Source organism: Neisseria sp. KEM232 (genome assembly GCF_002237445.1).
Lineage (GTDB): Bacteria > Pseudomonadota > Gammaproteobacteria > Burkholderiales > Neisseriaceae > Neisseria.
Window position 1 is genome coordinate 307095 of the sequence record NZ_CP022527.1, and the last position, 19960, is coordinate 327054.

A 19960-nucleotide genomic window follows, 5' to 3' on the forward strand; every position below is an offset into this window, starting at 1 on the left:
GAGGCCGTCTGAAAGCGAAGCTTCAACGAAGTTAAAACCTTTCAGACGGCCTCTTGCCGTTTTCCCGCCGCCGACACGCGCCATCGGCTACAATCCCGCCCCGAACACAAAAGGCCGTCTGAAAAAACATGCTCACCGACTTGGAAAAAAACGCCATCCGCGACCACTACCGCGCCATCTCCGAAAACCTGCCGCAGTTCCGCCCGCGCGCGGCGCAGCGGCAGATGATCGCGGCGGTGGCCAACGCCTTCTCGCGCAGCAAAACCCGCGCCGAAGGCGAAGAGCCGCCCAAGCGCGAAGGCGAGAGCATCGCCGTGATCGAAGGGCCGACCGGCGTGGGCAAATCCCTGTCCTACCTGCTGGCGGGCGGCATCATGGCGCAGACGCGCGGCAAACGCCTCATCGTGTCCAGCGCCACCGTCGCCCTGCAAGAGCAGCTCGTCCACCGCGACCTGCCCTTTCTCGTCGGCAACAGCGGCCTGGAACTCACCTTCGCCCTGGCCAAAGGGCGCGGCCGCTACCTCTGCCCCTACAAGCTCTACCAGCTCACGCAAACCCACGCCCAGGGTACGCTCGCCGGTTTCGACCGCCCGCCCTCCGTCTTGTGGGACAACAAACCCAGCGCCTCGGATCTGCACACCCTCAACAGCATCGCCGACGAATTTTCCGCCCGCCGCTTCAACGGCGACCGCGACGAGTGGCCGGAAAAAATCCCCGACCCGCTCTGGCAGCAAGTCACCAACGACCGCCACGGCTGCCTGAAAAACGCCTGTCCCAACCGCGCCGAATGCCCCTTCTACCTCGCCCGCGACACCCTCGAAACGGTAGACGTCGTCGTCGCCAACCACGACCTGCTGCTCTCCGACATCGCCATGGGCGGCGGCGTCATCCTGCCCGCCCCCGAAAACAGCTTCTACTGCATCGACGAAGCGCACCACCTCGCCAAAAAAGCCGTCAGCCGCTTCGCCGCCGAACACTCCCTCAACCAAGCCCTGTGGATGCTCGACAAACTGCCGCCCGTGCTCGACCGCGTCGTCGGCCTCACCGACAAAAACGAAACCGGCAGCCTTGCCGACGAAGCCGCCGCCTCCCTGCTCGACAGCCTCAACGAATGGCAGTTCCACCTCGGCAGCGAACCCGCGCTCGATCTGCCCGACGACGGCTCCGACCCCGTCTGGCTGTGGCAGGACGGCAAAATCCCCGACGGCCTCGACCTCCTCGTCGCCAACACCGCCGCCGCCGCCCGCGCCCTCGCCAAACACATCGTCCAACTCAACGACGCCCTCTCCGCCGCCCGCCGCGACAAAGACCAAGACAGCGCCCTTATCGACCGCACCACCACCGAGTTCGGCATCTTCGTCGCCCGCAGCGAACAAACCGCCGACGTGTGGGAACTGCTCGCCACCGCCACCCCCGAAGGCGGCGAACCGCTGGCCAAATGGATAGAGCGGCGCGTCGGCGACAAAAACGACTACCACTTCCACGCCTCCCCCATCTCCGGCGCCGCCACCCTCGCCAACGGCCTGTGGCGGCGTGCCGCCGGCGCCATCCTCACCTCCGCCACCCTGCGCTCGCTCAACAGCTTCGATCTGCTGCTGCGCCAAACCGGCCTTGTCTGGCTGCCCGACACCGAAACCCTCGCCCTCGACAGCCCCTTCGACTTCCCCAAACAGGGCGAACTCTACATCCCGCCCCTGTCCGCCAGCCCCAAACAGCCCGCCGAACACACCGCCGCCGTCATCGAATGGCTGCCCAAACTCGTCTCCGCCGCCGAACCCGTCGGCACACTCGTCCTCTTCACCTCGCGCAAACAAATGAACGAAGTCGCCATGCGCCTGCCCGAAGACTACCTGCCGCTCATTTTGGTGCAGGGCGAAATCCCCAAAGCCGTCCTCCTCGAAAAACACCGCGCCGCCCTCGCCGACGGCCGCGCCAGCATCATCTTCGGCCTCGACAGCTTCGCCGAAGGGCTCGACCTGCCGGGCGAAGCCTGCGTCCACGTCGTCATCGTCAAACTGCCCTTCTCCATGCCCGACAACCCCATTGAAAAAACGCAAAACCGCTGGATAGAACAGCGCGGCGGCAACCCCTTCATCGAAGTCACCGTGCCCGAAGCCGGCATCAAACTCGTCCAGGCCGCCGGCCGCCTCATCCGTACCGAAAGCGACTACGGCCGCGTCACCATCCTCGACAACCGCGTCCTCACCCAACGCTACGGCCGCCAACTCCTCGCCTGCCTGCCCCCCTTCAAACGTATAGGCTGAACGGCAAGAGGCCGTCTGAAAGTGAGAAATGGGCTTTCAGACGGCCTTCAATTATCGGTATATCGTTTACCGTTCGCGCAAACTCTCATCCACTTTGGTCTGTAGAGGACTGAGCAAATAATCAATCACCCGCCGTTTGCCGGTTTTAATTTCGGCGGTGATGTTCATGCCGCCGGTCAGATTGACTTTCTGCCCGTCTATCATCAGGTAGTTTTTGTCGAGCGCAACGGTTACGGCGAATACCAGACCCAGTTTTTCATGTTCCACCGCATCGAAGCTGACATTTTTCACTTTGCCGGTAAGATAGCCGTAGCGTGTATAAGGGAAGGATTCGATTTTGATAACCGCATCCTGTCCTGCTTTGACAAAGCCGATATCTTTGTTCGGCAGTAGTGCTTCGATTTCCATCTGCTCTTCGTCAGGCACTACCACCATAATCGGCTGGGCGGCGGTAACCACGCCGCCTATGGTATGGGTAGCCAGCTGCTGCACGGTGCCGTTGACGGGGGAATCGAGCTTCATCAGCTCCTTACGCCGGCGGGCTTTTTCGGTCTGGCTGTCGAGCTGGGCAATTTGTTCATCGGCCTGACGCAAAGCATCAAGCGTGTCGCGTTTTAGCGTTTGGGTATTGAGAACACGGTTTTGCTGAGCCTGACGGATGCTCTCGTCGATTTCGCGCATCTGGCTTTTTTGGCCGGCGAGATCGTTGCGGTTTTGGATAAGCTTGCTTTCCTGCTCGTAATACGCGTGTTGGGAGACGAAGTTTTCCGCCAGCAGTTTTTTATAATCGGCAGTGCGTTTGCTTTCAATGCCGCTGATTTGTTCGAGTTTGCGCACTTGGGCAGCCGTTACCTGTTTTTCCGCTTCATGGCCGCGCAGGGCAGCCTGAAGCTGCATATCCTGTGCCGACCAGGTTTGGTACTGGTTTTGCGCCAAAACCTGCGCGGCGGCAAGTTCGCTTTCAGGAATCTGCCATTGCTGCGCCCGCTGTTTGTCCAGCTGCGGCAGCCGGTTTTGTTCCAATGCCGCCAGCACGGCTTCGTAGCGCAGTTTGTTTACCCGCGCTGCCCGCAGCGCTTCGGCAGACTGCACATAATCGGATTCGGAGCCGATGCCTTCCAGTTCAACCAGCGTCTGCCCGGCTTTGACGTGTTCGCCGTTTTGTACGGCGATTTTTTTGACTACGGCGGTTTCCAGCGGTTGGATGGTTTTACTGCGGCTGTTCGGAGCGGTTCTGCCTTCTGCCACCGCAACAATATCGATTTTTCCGACCAGCGCCCACAGCAGCGCCAAGAGCGCAAACAGCATAATCAGCCGTGCAGTCCATTTGGGTGCAGCCGACAGCGGGGTTTCGACCAATTCCAGATGGGCGGGCAGAAAAGCACGCTCGTCCTTATCTCGCACCGGTGGATCAAGTTGGGCACGTACCGACCAAACATTGCGCCAAACAGTAAGATAACGGGAAAAAAATTCTTTATAGGCTTGGAAGCGGATACCCATGGCGGTAGTTTTGTAAAGATTTGACAAAAGTAGCACGATAACACAGCAGGTTGTGCATCTCAATAAAGAAAGCACACCCGCCAGCCTCTGACGAGTGTGCTTCTCACGAACCGTTTTCACACGGTCTTTTCAGTCTCTATTTAGAGTGGAGAAGACGCTAACACAGGTTGTTGCATTTGTGGCGAGATACCGGCAGAAGTTCCCCCTGCTTGGGAACCAAATACAGACATCGACTGCACCAAATTGTCTGCCATCTGTGCGTACTTGGCAAAATCTGATGCCTGCACCACTTTATCCGTAAACTCAAAACGTTCAACAATATAACTAGAATTATTGAAGAAATTTTGTACACGCACGGAATCTTGACGGTTATTGGTTCGCAAGATTAAGTCAGATCCTGTTTTGAAAAATTCAATATCGACCAACTTCAAGCTGTCCAAACGCAAAGTATCCGCTGCACCATCAACAGCATAGTCATTGATAACATCATTTCCAAAACCTCTTCCGAAGATGTAGGTGTCGCTGCCGGCTCCTCCTTCCAGGTAGTCGTTGCCGAAACCGCCTATCAGGGTGTCGTTACCGTCATTACCATACAGATAGTCGTTGCCATCCCCTCCGTCCAGTTTGTCATTGCCTTCGTTTCCGTTCAGACGGTCGTTATCCGCTCCGCCTATCAGATTGTCGTTGCCGGAAGAACCGTACAGCGTGTCGTTACCCGCTCCGCCGTTCAGTGTGCTGCCTTTGGCATAGGCATACAGAACGTCTTCTCCTGCCGTACCGCGTTGTACCAGCGATTTCACTGCTTCTACATTCAGACGGCCTCCGTCGGAAAATTCGATGGCGTCTACGCGGTAATTGCCTGCCGCATCGCTTTCAAAGAAGTAGCGGACGGTTACTTTGTCGGTGCTGTTTTTGGCCGCAATTATCAAATCGTTGCCGCTGCGGGTAAAGTTGAAGTGGCTTTGTTTCCAACCGTCGGTAAAGCGGATGGTGTCTTTGCGGCCTTCGCTTGCGTCGTAGTTAGATACGGTGTCTTCGCCGAATTTTCTTCCGAAGATGTAGGTGTCGCTGCCGGCTCCTCCTTCCAGGTAGTCGTTGCCGAAACCGCCGTCTAAAATGTCATTGCCTCCATTACCATATACATAATCGTTTCCTTGTCCACCGGAAATAATACTAATACCCTCACCACCTCTGAGATAATCATTACTCCAAGTACCATTCTGTATATTGAGCAAGGTGTCGGCATCTTTTCCTAAAGCTTTCATCCAATCGGTTAGTTTGCCACTTTTTTCACCAGTTCTAATAAAATCTAAAAGCAACGCTCCCGCACCGCCCCAAGATTTGACATGGTTTTCGCCATAAATGACAAATTCAGCCAAATCGATAAAGGCTTTTTCCTGATTTTTAGCAAAGGCCTTCTCAAAGGCTACCTGAACACCGCGAAAATCTAATTCGAAATTGCCGTTTTGCAGTTTAACCGAAATTTCTTTGACATAAGGCTGTAATCTGGTTTGAAATAGCAAGTTTTCATAAACACGTTGCGCTAATTTATCATAAGTTTCGGAAATAACTTTTAAAATATTGTCAGCCTGAGCACTTGTTCCAAAACTCAGTGTGGAAGAATTCGTCCCCGTAAAAGCATCAAGAATCCGTACTTTTTCTTTAGAAGATTCCCATGCAGATTCTTGTTCCTTAGTTAAAGAAACCACCCCATTTTTCAAATCAGCAATTTGGGAAGGCGTAAGCGCAATACCTTGTCCGTTGCCAGACTGGGATGTTACAAAGCCAAAAGTAGGTTGCCGACTAAATTGCGGGTCTGTTTTTGCCCATTCAAGAATCAACTTACCCAATCGTGCCATTTGGGTTTGTTTGGTTTGAGACGAAGAATAAGATGCCAATGCATTTGCCAAATTGCCTGACAATGCAGCAGCCTCACGCAGATCGCGCAACCTGCCGATACCTTGAAGATTTGCCGCCTCCATCTGTTTATCAGTCATTTTAACAGTATCAACATAACGACTATAAAGTGGATCGGCTTGCAACAACAAATCTCCCATTTGCGCAGTACTGCCGTCAGTTTTGGTGTAGCTGCCGACCTGAGCAAGAATATTGCCGTTACCCAAGTCTTTGTTTATATCCTGATAAATCAAATTCAGAGATTTGATTTTAAGATCAGCTAATTTAAACAACTCTCCTTCTTGGGTAATGCCATCTTGGTTTAGATCACGCCAAATACGCAATTGTTTGAAGACATTATCTTTATTATCAATAATACCGTCTCTGTTACTGTCGTGCTGAACCAACGCAGAAAAACCATGAGCAGCATTGCTGCCGTCTAGCCAACGTGTACTGTCACCGAAAAGCTCCGAACCGTTGTCGATCCGGCCATTACCGTTTTTATCCCAAACCAGCAAACCGTCATCGGCAGAAACCCAGCCACCGGCAGTGCGGATGCCGTCGTTATCGTGGTCAAACAGACTGCCGACGAACCCGTTAGCAGCAAGGGTTTCGATGCCGTCGCCATCGAGATCGAGAGCGATTGGATCGTAGATGTGGTATTTGTTGGCGCGATTGAGATTTTTCCATTCCTCAAATGCTCTATATCCTGCTTCAAAACCAGCTGCAATTCCAAATGCTGCAAGTGCACCAAGCTTAGTAGCCGGATTAATAGAAACTGCAACAGATGCAGCAATAGTAGCAATATTTCCAGCTACTGCAATTGCATCTGACAATGATACTTTTCCCGTTTTATCAAAATCATTAATCATTTTACCTAAAGTTAAAGTTGCCGCTCCTGCATTTGTAGCAATCGCAAGTCCTGCAGTTACAGGATTTAGAGCAGCGGCACCTAAAGCCGCTGCCGCTTGTGACAAGCCCGTGGCAACACCAATTGAGTTATTTGCATTGAGCGCCCCCTCCATACCCGACATCGCTCCATTTACTGCCTCTAATACCGCTCTATTCATGATCAAACTCCTAAATTATTTGTCACAATTTATATATATTGATGAAATTAAATGAGATTTATCATCGCCATACTTAAATAAGTCATTTTTAAAAAAACCAGGTGCATATGTAATTTCCAACTCCTTTAAAATTTTAGGTACTATAATTTGTTCATAAACGCCATCTTTAAGACATTTTAATTTTGAATCTGTCATTCTTACTGACAAACTATCTTTATCGATAGCAATCCATTTATATATCTTATCTCTTGCGCAAATATCTAAACTATTCTTGGTAACAAAACGTCTAGGATTATTAGTCAAATTATTACTTTTAAAACACAAACAAATATCTGAAACGCCCTTATTAAATTCTTGTTTACCTACATAAAGCGGAACGGTATTAATTAAAGCTCTTTCAAATGATGTGCAACTTAATAAATCAGGGCGTTCTAAATGTTTTTTTATAATTAAAATGAAGATTATTAATACACCAATAAAAGGCAAAGCACATATAGATATATATACTATATACATTCTCTTCATAGCTATACCTATTTTCAATGAATAATAATAGATATGGAAACAAACTTTACAACTACGCGTTTGCTATATTGGGCATAAGTAACAAAATGGAGGCTAAGAATCCCTGCAAGCCTTATCCTATAAGGCTTTAAAAGAGATCGAAGGCTTTGAATACAAAAAATGCCCTTTCTGCCGCTCAAAACAAGTCAAAAAGAACGGCTGTCGAAACGGCAAACAACGCCACAAATGCCACCTCTGCGGCAGGCAGTTTGATGGCGGCAGATGGCTTAATCCGCAGAAAATATGGCAGACATACAGAGAAGGCAGACAAACCGCCGTACAGCTTGCCAAAACTTACGGATGCAGCAGGCAGACCATTCTGAGACATCTCAAAAAGGTTCAAATTGAAGCGCACTTCATTGCTCCCGAAGTAGCCAACGTCATCATGGACACCACCTACTTCGGCCGTACGTTCGGCGTCATGGTTCTGTTCGACAGCATCAGCGGCAAAGCCCTGCCCGTCAGCGAAGCCAAATACGAAACCAACACGCTATATGCCCAAGCCATAGGCAGACTGAAAGCCAAAGGCATTTTGCAGTCTTTGGCATTCTCAAACGCGGCGGCAAGGTTTATACCGTGGTTGTCGAGAACGCTAAAAGAGAGACGTTATTTCCTGTTATAACAAAGAAAATTATGCCTGACAGTATTGTCTATACGGATTGTTTGAGCAGCTATGATGTGTTGGATGTAAGCGGATTTACCCACCACCGCATTAATCACAGCAAGCTGTTTGCCGACAGACAGAACCATATCAACGGCATTGAAAATTTCTGGAATCAGGCAAAGCGCGTACTGCGCAAATACAATGGAACCCGCTGCAAATTTTTTCTGCTGTTCTTGAGAGAATGCGGGTTTCGTTTAACTTTGGGACGCCTTCTAAGCAACTTAAAGTATTGCGTCGGTGGTGTGAAAATTAGGGTTCATCTAGTACGACAGTCCCTGAGATTACTGCTGCTTCAAAGCCAACGCCGCTTCATACAATATCTTTTTTCCTTCGCCCGTAATCTGTGCCGTTAATGCTGCAGCCTGCTTGGTGGGCAGTTCGTCGGCAAGAATGCGGAGCACGCGCAGGGTTTCGTCGGACAGGGTTCCGCTTTTTTCCTGCGCGGCGGGGTGGAGGACAAACACCATTTCGCCGCGCGTTTGGTTTGCGTCTTCTCGCAAGGCCATCTGAATGTCCGCTACCGTGCCGCTTAAAAAGGTTTCGAAGGTTTTGGTCAGTTCGCGTGCCAGTGCCAGGCGGCGTTCGGGAAAGGCGGCGGCCATGTCGGCTAGGGCGGCTTCGATGCGGTGTGGGGTTTCAAACATCACGATCGGGTAATCCGCCGCCTGCCATGTGTCGAACAGTTTTTTGCGTTCGGCGCTTTTCGGTGGCAGAAAACCGCTGAAATAAAAGTCGGACTCGGCTACTCCCGCCGCGCTGAGGGCGGCCATCACCGCGCTGGCGCCGGGTACGGGGACGACTTTGAAACCGGCCGCGCGGACGTGTTCCGCCAACCGCGCACCCGGATCGCACACGGCGGGCGTACCCGCGTCGGACACTTGGGCGACGATGAGGCCGTCTGAAAGGGCAGAAACGATTTTTTCCGCCATTTGCCGCTCGTTGTGCTCGCGTACGCTGAGGAGCTTGGTTTGTATGCCGTAGGCGGCGAGCAGGCGGGCGGTGACGCGGGTGTCTTCTGCACAGACGAGGTCGGCCCGCTGCAGCACGGCCAGCGCGCGCAGGGTGATGTCGGCAAGGTTGCCGATGGGCGTAGCGACGACATACAGCGCGGATTTGAGGCTGTCGGCGGCTTTTTGCAGGTGTTTTTGCAGCATGGTTTTGCATCCGTGAGAAAACGACGCATTGTATAGTGAGCCAAAATAAAAAATCTACGCTGTTGCCGCCCCTAGCTCGAAGAGGGCGGTTTTCTACGGCATTGGAAATGCCAAGAAAACCAGCCCCGTACTATCCATGCTGTCTTTGGCTTGCCACCTTGTATCTTTTTGTGTTGACCCACTATAGCTTTCAGACGGCCTGTTTGCAGCAAAACACGTTGTCCCGTAACATTCGGGCCGTCTGAAAACCTTTGTTTGGGAAAAACGAATGCGCCTGAACCATCCGCAAGGACAGGCCGCCGAAGATGCCGCGCTGGCCTTTCTGCAACGGCAGGGCTGCCGCCTTGTCGAGCGCAACCGGCATTGTCCGCACGGCGAAATCGACCTGATTATGGAATCGGGCGGCGTGCTGCTGTTTGTTGAAGTAAAATACCGCAAATCGGCAGCGTTCGGCGGCGCGGCGCACAGCATCACGCCGTCCAAACTCGTCAAGCTGCAAAAAAGCGCCGAACTGTATCTGCAACAGCACCCGAAACGCGGCCGCGCCTGCCGCATCGACGCCGTGCTGATCGAAGGAAACGCCGCCCCCGTCTGGCTGCAAAACATCACAGGATAAACCCATGACCACATTGGAAGAGCGCGTCCGCGCCCATTTTGAAGAAAGCATCGCCGCCAAGCGGCAGGCCGTCGAAGTGTTGGCCGAACCCACCGCCGCCGCCGCGCAAATGCTGCTCGAATGCCTGATGAACGACGGCAAAATTCTCGTCTGCGGCAACGGCGGATCGGCAGCCGACGCCCAACACTTCGCCGCCGAACTCACCGGCCGTTTTGAAAAAGAACGCATGGAGCTGGCCGCCCTTGCCCTCACCACCGACACCTCCGCCCTCACCGCCATCGGCAACGACTACGGTTTCGAACACATATTCAGCAAACAAGTCCGCGCCCTCGGCCGTCCCGGCGACGTGCTGTTGGGCATCTCCACCTCGGGCAACTCCGCCAACGTTATCGAAGCCATCAAAGCCGCGCACGAGCGCGACATGCGCATCCTCGCCTTCACCGGCCGCGACGGCGGCAAAATCGCCGCCATGCTGAACGACAGCGACATCCTGCTCAACGTCCCCCACCCGCGCACCGCCCGCATCCAGGAAAACCACATCCTGCTCGTCCACGCCCTGTGCGACTGCATCGACACCATGCTGATGGAAGGCATGTAAAACGGAATGAGGCCGTCTGAAAACGAAAGCTTCAACGAAGTGAAAACCTGTTTCAGACGGCCTCACATTGCCCCGCCATGAAAAAGACGCTCCTCACCGGCCTGCTCCTGTTTCTCGGCCTGAGCCCGTCCGCCGCCCGCGCCGCCGAAGAAACCCGCCACTACCTCGGCATCGTCTACCCCAAACAGCGCAACCGACCCGTCGTCTTCTACGACGAAATCAGCCGCGAACGCGCCGCCGAAGTGCGCAAACAAGGCGAACCCTCCTGCTACACCGTTACCTACCGCAACGGCCGCCCCGTAAAATTCGTCAAAAACCTGCGTCACAAAAAACTCTCCGAAGGCAAAATCCTCTACGACGCAAACAGCCGGCCCGCAGGCATCCGCTTCACCGATACCCCGTAAACCTTCCGCCAAACCGTCCGGCACAGGCCGCCCGTAAACCCGCAGAAAACCCATTCCATGACCGATTACACCCTCTTCGCCACCTGCCCGCGCGGCCTCGAAACCGTTCTCGCGCAAGAACTCGCCGGCCAAGGCTGCACACACATCCAAGCCGCCGACGGCGGCGCGTCCTGCCAAGGCGGCCTCGAACAAATCTACCGCGCCAACCTCCATTCCCGCACCGCCTCCCGCGTCCTCGTCCGCCTCGCCCGCGGCGCATACCGCAGCGAAAACGACCTCTACCGCCTCGCCCGCAACATCCCCTGGCACGAATGGTTTTCAGACGGCCACACCATAAAAGTCCACAGCGAAGGCCGCCGCGCCGCCGTCAAAAGCCTCGACTTCGTCAGCCTCAAAACCAAAGACGCCCTCTGCGACCACTTCCGCGAGCGCACCGGCCGCCGCCCCTCGGTAGACAAACACCGCCCCGACATCCGCATCCGCGTCTTCCTCGACGACAAAACCGCGCAAATCTTCCTCGACACCAGCGGCGAAGCCCTGTTCAAACGCGGCTACCGCCAAGACACCGGCGAAGCCCCCCTGCGCGAAAACCTCGCCGCCGGCCTCCTCCTCCTTGCCGGTTACGACGGCAGTCAGCCCTTCCAAGACCCCTTCTGCGGCAGCGGCACCCTCGCCATCGAAGCCGCCTGGATCGCCCTTAACCGCGCCCCCGGCCTCATGCGCCGCTTCGGTTTCGAAAAATTGGCCGTGCACGATCCCGCCCTGTGGGCGCGCCTCAAAGCCCAAGCCCGCGCCCAAATCAAAAACAGGCCGTCTGAAAACATCGCCGCCGGCGACAACGACCGCGCCATGACCCGCGCCGCCCTCACCAATGCCCGCGCCGCCGAAGCCGATATGTTCATCGACATCGTCACCTGCGACGCACAAGACGCCCGCCCCAACGGCGGGGGCGGCATCATGCTCTCCAACCCGCCCTACGGCGTGCGCCTGGCCGAAATCCAAAGCCTGCACGCCCTCTACCCGCAACTCGGGAGCTGGCTCAAACAACACTACGCAGGCTGGCTCGTCGGCATGTTCACGGGCGACCGCGACATGCCCAAAATCATGCGCCTCACCCCCAAACGCAAAATCCCCCTCTACAACGGCAAACTCGACTGCCGCCTCTTCCTCCTCGACATGGTGGCCGGCAGCAACCGCTGAACATAAAAGGCCGTCTGAAAAACTGTTTCAGACGGCCTGAAGTTGTGAAGGGCAGTTGTAGGCCGACATGGTGCGTTACATCGGTTTTGAATGATTGTTTGCTTTCGTTTGTTTTTCTATATGTTATTGAATAGTAAATTTATAAAAGAAAATGATTGGTAAATCGGCTGGTCTGCTTGCTGGATTAAGAGTACTGTTTGGAAACGGTTAGATGAACCTTATTGATTACTCAATTCTCAGCTAACAAGGAGATTAAAATGGCGTATTTTGTTGTTACTTCCAACTCAGGAAACAAGGCAATTATTAATGGCAATAATGTATCGAAAGTTGTTGATTTCGGGTCATTCTGAACGATTTATCAAGGTGCTGATACTAATAATTACCAAGTTAAGGAAACCTTGCAGCAGATTTTAGACAATTTACAGAATTAGTTTGAAATCGGTTTATTTTATAAACGACAGTGCCGGTTCTGTTACTCTGGCACTGTTTTTTTATTTTCCAAATAAGGAGTTTAAGTCATGTCCCGTTTGTTTTGGATGCTGGCGGCCGTTATGCCCGCCGTTGTTGCAGCCGCCGACAGTTATGAAATCGAAAGATTGGAACGCAAATGTACTTTGGAGCGGGAATCTTTGCTGCGCCATCGCAACGGCACGCCGTCTTGCGAACAATTGGACAGGATCTACGGCCGACCGCCGAAAACAGAACCCGTCGTTATTGTCCAACCGGCGGAAGAAAAATACACGGATTACCGCTGGAACGACGGCTATAAACAAAATTGCCTTCATGACAAAAAAGGCAACGTCGTCAGTTGCTATTGAATACAAGTGAATATGAGGCCGTCTGAAAAGCGTTTCAGACGACCTCTTGTCTTTTGCGCAGCGGGTTTACCAGTGCGCCATATTGTCGCGGTGGACGAGTTCTTCTTCCCAGACGTAGCCGAGTTTGGCGGCGATGTGTTCGGACGGGGTTTTCAGGATGCGTTCGGTTTCGCCGCTGCCGTAGTTGGCGAGGCCGCGGGCGATTTCGCGGCCGTCGGCGTTGCAGATAGCGACGAGTCCGCCGCGGTGGAAGCTGCCTTCGACGGCGGTGCAGCCGACGGGCAGCAGGCTGCTGTGTTTTTTGACCAGGGCGGTTTCGGCTCCTGCGTCGACGGTGATTTTTCCGGCGGGACGGATGTGGCCGAGCAGCCATTGTTTGCGTGCGGCGATGCGGTTTTGGCTGCTGGTAAAAAGGGTGCCGATGTTTTCGCCGTCTGCCAGGCGCAGGAGGACGTCGGCTTCGCGGCCGGAGGCGACGACGGTGGCGGCGCCGCCCAAGGCGGCGCGTTTGGCGGCGCGCACTTTGGTGTACATGCCGCCCGTGCCGATGCCGCTGCCCGCGCCGCCCGCCATGTTTTCGAGTTCGGGGTGGTCGGCGGCGATACAGGCGATGAATTGCGCCTGCGGGTTTTTGCGCGGGTCGCTGTCGTAGAGGCCGCGCTGGTCGGTGAGGATGACGAGGGCGTCGGCGTCGATAAGGTTGGCGACGAGGGCGGCGAGGGTGTCGTTGTCGCCGAGTTTGATTTCGTCGGTGGTGACGGTGTCGTTTTCGTTGATGACGGGGACAATGCCTTTGTCCAGCAGGGTTTTGAGGGTGCTGCGGGCGTTGAGGTAGCGGGTGCGGCTGCTGAGGTCTTCGTGGGTGAGGAGGATTTGCGCGGTGTGGATGCCGTGCGGGCGGAAGGCGGCTTCGTAGGCTTGGGCGATGCCCGTCTGGCCGACGGCGGCAGCGGCCTGGAGTTCGTTGAGGGCGGTGGGGCGGTGCGGCCAGCCGAGGCGTTTGATGCCTTCGGCGATGGCGCCGCTGGAAACGAAGACGATGCGGATACCGCGCTGTTTGAGGGCGGCGATTTGCGATGCCCAACGGTTGAGGGCGTCTTGGTCGATGCCGCGCCCTTCGGCGGTGACGAGGCTGGAGCCGGCTTTGACGACGATCAGGCGGGCTTGGGCGATGTTGGGGTTTTCCATGTTTTTTCCTTTGTTTGTATTTGTCGGACGGTGTTTCGGAATGCAGGTTTACTGTTTGTCGCGCTCCTGCCAGAAATAACGCCAGACGAAGCCGGGGAAGGCGGCGACGAGGAACAGGCAGGCGCAGACGGCATAAAATTCCCAGCCCTGCGGGTGGACGCTGCCGGCGCGGCTTTCGAGCAGGCGGGCGAGCGCGCCGGTGAGGACGAAGGCGGCGGCCAGTTCGAGCAGGTGGTGTCCGGCGTGTTTGCGCGGCAGGGCTTTGACGCCGAACAGGCGCGTGCTGAGGAAGGGCAGGTTGGCCAGGATGAGGGCGAGGGCGATGAGGGTGTACATGGGGGCGGTCATGATGTGTCCGTGTTTTGTGTTGTTGCAACGCCGTCCCGCACAGGCGGGGCGGTCTGCCGTATAGGCCGTCTGAAATCGCAGTGCTGCTTCGGCGCAGGTAAAAAAGGGCTAGTCCAAATCGACGTGCAGGATGTGCTGTCCGCAGTGCAGGCAGCGGAAGAGGCAGCCGACTGCCGAGCCGTCAGTGTCGGCCTTCACGGCAAATCTTTCGCGGGGGGGGAATGCGGTTTTAACTTCGTTGGAGTGTCGCTTTCAGACGGCCTCACCGCCTCTTGGCGCGGCAGTTTGAGGCCGTCTGAAAACTATGCGGTGCGGGTGCATTGTAACTGTTTTTGCCGCATCAGGCCGTCTGAAAAGGCCGTCTGAAACCGTTCTTTCGGCTTTCAGACGGCCTTTTCCCATGCCCGGCAATCTCGGCTATAATCGCGCCCGTTTTTTGACAATCTCACAATAAGGACAAGCAAATGGGCTTTCTGCAAGGCAAAAAAATCCTGATTACCGGCATGATTTCCGAGCGCTCCATCGCCTACGGCATCGCCCGCGCCTGCCGCGAACAGGGCGCGGAACTGGCGTTCACCTATGTGGTGGACAAACTCGAAGAGCGCGTGCGCAAAATGGCCGCAGAGCTCGGTTCGGAGCTGGTGTTCCGCTGTGACGTGCAGAGCGATGCGGAAATTGCCGCCCTGTTTGCCGATCTCGGCAAATCGTGGGACGGGCTCGACGGCCTGGTTCACGCCATTGCCTTCGCGCCGAAAGAAGCGCTGGACGGCGATTTTCTTGACAGCATCAGCCGCGAAGCCTTCAACACCGCTCACGACGTGTCGGCCTACAGCCTGCCCGCGCTGGTGAAGGCCGCCCGCCCGATGATGAAAGGCCGCAATGCCGCCGTCGTCGCCCTCACCTATCTGGGTGCGGTGCGCGCGATTCCGAACTACAACGTGATGGGTTTGGCCAAAGCCAGCCTCGAGGCCGCCATCCGCTTCACCGCCTCTTCCGTCGGCCGCGACGGTATCCGATGCAACGGCATTTCCGCCGGCCCGATCAAAACGCTGGCCGCTTCGGGCATCGCCGATTTCGGCAAGCTGCTCAAACACGTTGCCGACCAAAACCCGCTCGGCCGCAACGTTACCATCGAAGAAGTGGGCAACACCGCCGCCTTCCTGCTGTCCGATTTGTCTTCCGGCATCACCGGCGAGATTACCTATGTCGACGGCGGTTACAGCATCAACGCCCTTTCCGTGGTGTAAACCCGTCCGCTTGGCGGCGCAGGCATCGTCCCGCGCCGTTTTTTGTCCGCACGTTACGAAAGAAAACGCCATGATCGTCTCCATCAACGGCATCACCGTCTCCAACACCGCACCCTTCGTCCTCTTCGGCGGCCTCAACGTCCTCGAAGACCTCGATTCCACCCTCTTTGCCTGCGAAAAATACGTCGAAGTCACCCGCAAGCTCGGCATTCCCTATGTTTTCAAAGCCTCCTTCGACAAGGCCAACCGCTCGTCCGTGCACTCCTACCGCGGCGTCGGCCTGGAAAAAGGCATGGAAATCTTCGCCGCCGTGAAACGCGAGTTCGGCGTGCCCGTTATCACCGACGTGCACGAACCCTACCAGTGCGCGCCCGTTGCCGAAGTGTGCGACGTGCTGCAACTGCCCGCCTTCCTTGCCCGCCAAACCGACCTCGTGCAGGCCATGGCCGCGACCGGCCGCGTCGTCAACATCAAAAAACCGCAGTTTCTCAGCCCGTCGCAGATGAAAAACATCGTCGAAAAATTCAAAGAAGCGGGCAACGGCAAACTGATTCTGTGCGAGCGTGGCAGCAGCTTCGGCTACGACAACCTCGTCGTCGACATGCTCGGCTTCGGCGTGATGAAAAAAGCCAACCCCGACGTGCCCGTGATTTTCGACGTCACCCACGCCCTGCAAACCCGCGATTCCGGCTCGGCCGCATCGGGCGGCCGCCGCGCGCAGGTGCTCGATCTCGCGCTCGCGGGCATGGCCGTCGGCCTCGCCGGCCTGTTCATCGAAGCCCATCCCGACCCCGACCGCGCCAAATGCGACGGCCCCAGCGCCCTGCCGCTGGACAAACTGGAAGATTTCCTCGCCCGCGTCAAAGCCGTCGACGACTTGGTCAAATCCTTCCCGCCGCTCGAAATCGGCTGACAAAAGGCCGTCTGAAAAACCGTTTTACAGGTTTTCAGACGGCCTTTTTAACGCGTGCCCGGCCGACATGACGAACAGTTTTCCCGATGGAAAAAAAGCCGGTTATCCGCTAAAATCCGCCGCCATAAAGACACAACAATAAACCCGCCACGTTCATGACCGAAAACGCCGAATCACTCTTCCAGCAGGTACGGCAGTACCTCACCGCCGTGCCCACCGACTACGCCGCCGCCCTGCCCCTGTTGGAAAAGGCGGCCGAAGCCGGCCATGCCGAAGCGGCGTTCCAACTGGGCGGCTGCATGCAGTACGGCATGGGCACCGAACCCAACCGCGTACAAGCCACCTACTGGCTGCGCAAAGCCGCCGAAGGCGGCCACACTACCGCCCGCTACAACCTCGCCCTCCTGCGCGAAGACAACGGCGTCCCCGTTGAAACCGTCATCCCCGCCTATCTCTCGCTGGCCGAAGAAGGCCACACCGACGCGCAGGTGCGCGTCATGCACTATTACGCCGAAAAACAAGACGAACGCGCCGTTCATTGGGCGCAGCAGGCGGCGAAAAACCACCATCCCCAAGCGCAAATCTTCCTCGCCCGCCACTACCAGCACAGCAAAGTCCCCAACCTGCCCGCCGCACACCAACTCTACCAGCAGGCCGCCGCGCAGGGCATCGTGTCTGCCCACTGGCAGCTGGCCAACCAGTTCCTGCACGGACAGGGCGTGCCGAAAAACCACAAACAGGCGCTCTACCATCTGCGCATCGCCGCCGAAGCCGACGTCGCCCCCGCCCAAGCCGAACTGGGCAAACTCCTGCTTGAAGGCCGCTACCTGCCGGCCGATGCCGAAGAAGGCATGAAATGGATCAACAAGGCCGTGCGTCAGGAAGACGATGCCGCCTGCGCCTTCATCGCCAAACAATACCTGACGGGCGAACACATCGGCCGCGACTACAAAAAAGCCGCCCTCTACGCCGCCAAAGCCGCCCGCCACAACCAGCCCGACGCCCTCTGCCTGCTCGGCGACATCCGCCAATACGGCCTCGGCATCCAAACCGATCTCGAAAAAGCCCGCGAATACTACGAACACGCCGTCAAATACGGCAGCCTCGTCGCCATGCAGCGCCTGCTGATGCTCGACTCGCGCAGCCACGTCGACAACCCCGCCTACAATCAGGAAGTACTCGAATTCCAGCAGTCGCTCGAACGCAACTACCAATCCGGTTTCGCCCTCCACTACGGCATCGGCGTGGCACAGGATTTCGAAAGCGCCTTTGCCTACTACTCCATGGCCGCCCGCAACGGCCATCCCAAAGCGCAAACCAACCTCGGCATGATGTATTACAACGGCGAGGGCGTCGAAGCCGACGCCAAACTGGCCGCCCGCTGGTTCACCCAAGCCGCCACCCAGGGCGACACCACCGCCCAATACAACCTCGCCTGCCTGCACTACTCCGGCACAGGCGTGCCGCAGGACACCGAAATCGCCTGCAAATGGCTGCAAACCGCCATCGACAGCGGCCACGACCACCCCGAAGAACTGCGCCGCCTGATGGAAGAATGGCGGGCGCACCCTTAAACATTAAACATCAAACATCCGAACAAACCGAAAAGGCCGTCTGAAACCCCATCCCGTTTTCAGACGGCCTTTTTGCGCCGCAGACCGCCCCGCCCTTTGTCCGAAACTGTCTTTTCCCACCGGCAAACGCGGCAGACAAATTCCCGCCGCCGAAAACGGCGGCCGCTTCCGTTACCGCTGCGGTAAAAAACGCGTCCGAACCGATGCTCTGACCGCCTTTCGCCCGAAATGCTTTGAGGCCGTCTGAAAACTCCGAATGGGAGTTTTCAGACGGCCTCAAATAATCTGCGCACGCAAAGCTAGTGCCTGCGCCGCAGCGAAAACATTCCCTTTCTGTCGGCATCAAAAACAAAACGCCCGTCCTGCACCGCCGCGTAAGTCTGCTGCTCCGACACAGGCTGCAAGCCCGCGTGTTCCAGCATATATTTCCCCACCTCGTCGGGCTTGGCGGTAATTGCGGCGGCCAGCTTGTCGAACAAATCGCGGCACACGCCGCCCGCCGCCCAACCTGCGGCCGTATCCTCCATACACTGCCCGTTCAGCTCGTGCATATTTTCCGGAAACTTGCCGGTAAACGCGACAAAATTACCCTCCGGCAACCCTTTAATCGGATAGCGGTAGGCCTTTTCGCCGTGCTCCCCTTCGCTGATTACCGGCTCGCCCAAAGGCAGTTTCGGCGCGAGCACCGCAATATCGATAAACTTCACGGTAAAGCCCGGTTTGGGCGGCATCAGCGCCGCATCGGCGGCAGGCTCACCGCCGCCGCAGGCCGCCAGCGCCGCCGCCAAGAGGGCGGCAGGCAGGTATTTTTTCATCATCATACGGATTCCTCTGCAAAAAACAGCCGCCATTATAGACCTTCCGCCCGCGGGGCGCTAAGGCCGTCTGAAAGCGCAGAGCACCGCCGCGCCGCGCCCGAGTGCCGTTTCAGACGGCCGCAAATAACGGTACAATCCGCCCCCTTTCCAACCCGACCGGAAACCGTCATGAGCGCATACGTCATCGCCGTCGCCAACCAGAAAGGCGGCGTGGGCAAAACCACCACCGCCGTCAACCTCGCCGCCTCGCTCGCGGCGGAAAACATGCGCGTGCTCGTCGTCGACCTCGACCCGCAGGGCAACGCCACCACCGGCAGCGGCGTCGACAAAACCACCATCGCCAAAGGCGTCTACCACGTCCTGCTCGGCGAAGCTGCCGTGCGCGACGCTGTGGCTGAAAGTCCCGCCGGCGGCTACCGCGTCCTGCCCGCCAACCGCGCACTGGCGGGCGCGGAAGTGGAACTCGTGCAGGAAATCGCCCGCGAAATGCGCCTGAAAAACGCTCTGGCCGAAGTGGCGGACGACTACGACTACATCCTCATCGACTGCCCGCCCACCCTCACCCTGCTCACCCTCAACGGCCTTGTCGCTGCCGACGGCGTCATCGTACCGATGGTGTGCGAATACTACGCCCTCGAAGGCATCTCCGACCTTGTCGCCACCGTGCGCAAAATCCGCCAGGCCGTCAACCCCAAGCTCGACATCCTCGGCATCGTGCGCACCATGTTCGACAACCGAAGCCGTCTGGCCGTGGAAGTGGGCGAACAGCTCAGCCGCCACTTCGGCGGCAAACTCTTCTCCGCCACCATCCCGCGCAACATCCGCCTGGCCGAAGCCCCCAGCCACGGCATGCCCGCCCTGGCCTACGACCCCAAAGCCAAAGGCACGCTGGCCTACCGCCAACTGGCCGCCGAGCTGCTGCAACGCACGGGAAAGGCCGTCTGAAAGACGGTTTTCAGACGGCCTCTACGTTGGTAAGAGTAGTATTTCGGCCGATATGCGTAGTACGTTTTCTGTTTGAATATTTATTTGATAATTAAATTATATTTACATTATTTGTCTGGGACGAATCAAATTATTTTCTACTGTCTTTCAATAAATATTCTAAAGCTGTGCCCTCAATA

Annotated in this window: 19 protein-coding genes and 2 pseudogenes; 12 read left to right on the forward strand and 9 right to left on the reverse strand. The window is 56.4% G+C overall.

The annotated features are described in order from the left end of the window. Positions 1–128: 128 nt before the first annotated feature. Entirely contained in the window at positions 129–2264 is a 2136-nt protein-coding gene (gene dinG, locus CGZ77_RS01455; protein ID WP_009426349.1) for an ATP-dependent DNA helicase DinG, read from the forward strand. Between the two features lie 66 nt (positions 2265–2330). Here dinG and CGZ77_RS01460 read toward each other — a convergent pair whose 3' ends face one another. The 4 genes from CGZ77_RS01460 to CGZ77_RS01470 form a co-directional block, all read right to left on the reverse strand. Then, positions 2331–3758, reverse strand: a complete 1428-nt coding sequence (locus CGZ77_RS01460) for an HlyD family type I secretion periplasmic adaptor subunit (protein ID WP_036496209.1) — start codon at positions 3756–3758, stop codon at positions 2331–2333. Between the two features lie 146 nt (positions 3759–3904). Next, positions 3905–6730 (reverse strand): calcium-binding protein, encoded by a 2826-nt coding sequence (locus CGZ77_RS01465; protein ID WP_094030847.1) that lies wholly within the window; start codon positions 6728–6730, stop codon positions 3905–3907. A 15-nt stretch (positions 6731–6745) separates the two neighbouring features. After that, positions 6746–7255, reverse strand: coding sequence for a hypothetical protein (locus CGZ77_RS11900; protein WP_009426618.1), 510 nt, complete (start codon positions 7253–7255; stop codon positions 6746–6748). A gap of 175 nt (positions 7256–7430) precedes the next feature. Next, positions 7431–7649, reverse strand: a complete 219-nt coding sequence (locus tag CGZ77_RS01470; RefSeq protein ID WP_083479440.1) for a hypothetical protein — start codon at positions 7647–7649, stop codon at positions 7431–7433. Between the two features lie 30 nt (positions 7650–7679). Here CGZ77_RS01470 and CGZ77_RS12720 point away from each other — a divergent pair, with 30 nt between their 5' ends. Continuing rightward, on the forward strand, positions 7680–7916 hold the full coding sequence (locus tag CGZ77_RS12720) for a hypothetical protein (protein WP_094030848.1): 237 nt from the start codon (positions 7680–7682) through the stop codon (positions 7914–7916). Beyond that, positions 7826–8211: pseudogene (locus CGZ77_RS01480) on the forward strand (IS1595 family transposase); the annotation flags it as partial. The gene CGZ77_RS12720 and the pseudogene CGZ77_RS01480, both read left to right, overlap by 91 nt. Before the next feature lie 28 nt (positions 8212–8239). Here CGZ77_RS01480 and rsmI read toward each other — a convergent pair. Next, positions 8240–9112: a 16S rRNA (cytidine(1402)-2'-O)-methyltransferase gene (rsmI, locus tag CGZ77_RS01485; RefSeq protein ID WP_009424818.1), complete on the reverse strand. Its 873-nt coding sequence runs from the start codon at positions 9110–9112 to the stop codon at positions 8240–8242. A gap of 268 nt (positions 9113–9380) precedes the next feature. Here rsmI and CGZ77_RS01490 point away from each other — a divergent pair, with 268 nt between their 5' ends. The 5 genes from CGZ77_RS01490 to CGZ77_RS01510 all read left to right on the forward strand — a co-directional run bounded on the left by CGZ77_RS01490 (position 9381) and on the right by CGZ77_RS01510 (position 12748). Then, positions 9381–9728, forward strand: coding sequence for a YraN family protein (locus CGZ77_RS01490; RefSeq protein ID WP_094030849.1), 348 nt, complete (start codon positions 9381–9383; stop codon positions 9726–9728). Between the two features lie 4 nt (positions 9729–9732). After that, the gene (locus CGZ77_RS01495) at positions 9733–10326 is read left to right on the forward strand and encodes a phosphoheptose isomerase (protein ID WP_009424822.1); all 594 of its coding nucleotides are present in this window, start codon (positions 9733–9735) and stop codon (positions 10324–10326) included. Between the two features lie 77 nt (positions 10327–10403). Beyond that, on the forward strand, positions 10404–10730 hold the full coding sequence (locus CGZ77_RS01500) for a hypothetical protein (RefSeq protein ID WP_036495372.1): 327 nt from the start codon (positions 10404–10406) through the stop codon (positions 10728–10730). Between the two features lie 57 nt (positions 10731–10787). After that, positions 10788–11930: a class I SAM-dependent RNA methyltransferase gene (locus tag CGZ77_RS01505; RefSeq protein ID WP_094030850.1), complete on the forward strand. Its 1143-nt coding sequence runs from the start codon at positions 10788–10790 to the stop codon at positions 11928–11930. A gap of 518 nt (positions 11931–12448) precedes the next feature. Next, a complete protein-coding gene (locus tag CGZ77_RS01510; RefSeq protein WP_009424826.1) occupies positions 12449–12748 on the forward strand; it encodes a hypothetical protein in 300 nt (99 codons plus the stop codon). 66 nt (positions 12749–12814) lie between these two features. Here CGZ77_RS01510 and proB read toward each other — a convergent pair whose 3' ends face one another. From proB to CGZ77_RS11905, 3 genes and pseudogenes are all read right to left on the reverse strand, one after another. After that, on the reverse strand, positions 12815–13936 hold the full coding sequence (proB, locus tag CGZ77_RS01515) for a glutamate 5-kinase (protein WP_009424827.1): 1122 nt from the start codon (positions 13934–13936) through the stop codon (positions 12815–12817). 48 nt (positions 13937–13984) lie between these two features. Continuing rightward, entirely contained in the window at positions 13985–14284 is a 300-nt protein-coding gene (locus tag CGZ77_RS01520; RefSeq protein WP_009424828.1) for a DUF2818 family protein, read from the reverse strand. A 108-nt stretch (positions 14285–14392) separates the two neighbouring features. Beyond that, positions 14393–14485: pseudogene (locus CGZ77_RS11905) on the reverse strand (hypothetical protein); the annotation flags it as partial. A gap of 263 nt (positions 14486–14748) precedes the next feature. Between CGZ77_RS11905 and fabI the strand changes: the two are divergent. From fabI to CGZ77_RS01535, 3 genes are all read left to right on the forward strand, one after another. Continuing rightward, positions 14749–15531 (forward strand): enoyl-ACP reductase FabI, encoded by a 783-nt coding sequence (gene fabI, locus CGZ77_RS01525; protein WP_009424830.1) that lies wholly within the window; start codon positions 14749–14751, stop codon positions 15529–15531. A gap of 70 nt (positions 15532–15601) precedes the next feature. Then, entirely contained in the window at positions 15602–16444 is an 843-nt protein-coding gene (kdsA, locus tag CGZ77_RS01530) for a 3-deoxy-8-phosphooctulonate synthase (RefSeq protein ID WP_009424831.1), read from the forward strand. A gap of 155 nt (positions 16445–16599) precedes the next feature. Then, positions 16600–18018 (forward strand): tetratricopeptide repeat protein, encoded by a 1419-nt coding sequence (locus CGZ77_RS01535; RefSeq protein WP_009424832.1) that lies wholly within the window; start codon positions 16600–16602, stop codon positions 18016–18018. A 299-nt stretch (positions 18019–18317) separates the two neighbouring features. Here CGZ77_RS01535 and CGZ77_RS01540 read toward each other — a convergent pair whose 3' ends face one another. After that, entirely contained in the window at positions 18318–18839 is a 522-nt protein-coding gene (locus CGZ77_RS01540; protein WP_009424834.1) for a hypothetical protein, read from the reverse strand. Between the two features lie 165 nt (positions 18840–19004). On the opposite strand from CGZ77_RS01540, the gene CGZ77_RS01545 reads away from it, so the two are divergent. After that, on the forward strand, positions 19005–19781 hold the full coding sequence (locus CGZ77_RS01545) for a ParA family protein (protein ID WP_009424835.1): 777 nt from the start codon (positions 19005–19007) through the stop codon (positions 19779–19781). Positions 19782–19960: the final 179 nt, after the last annotated feature.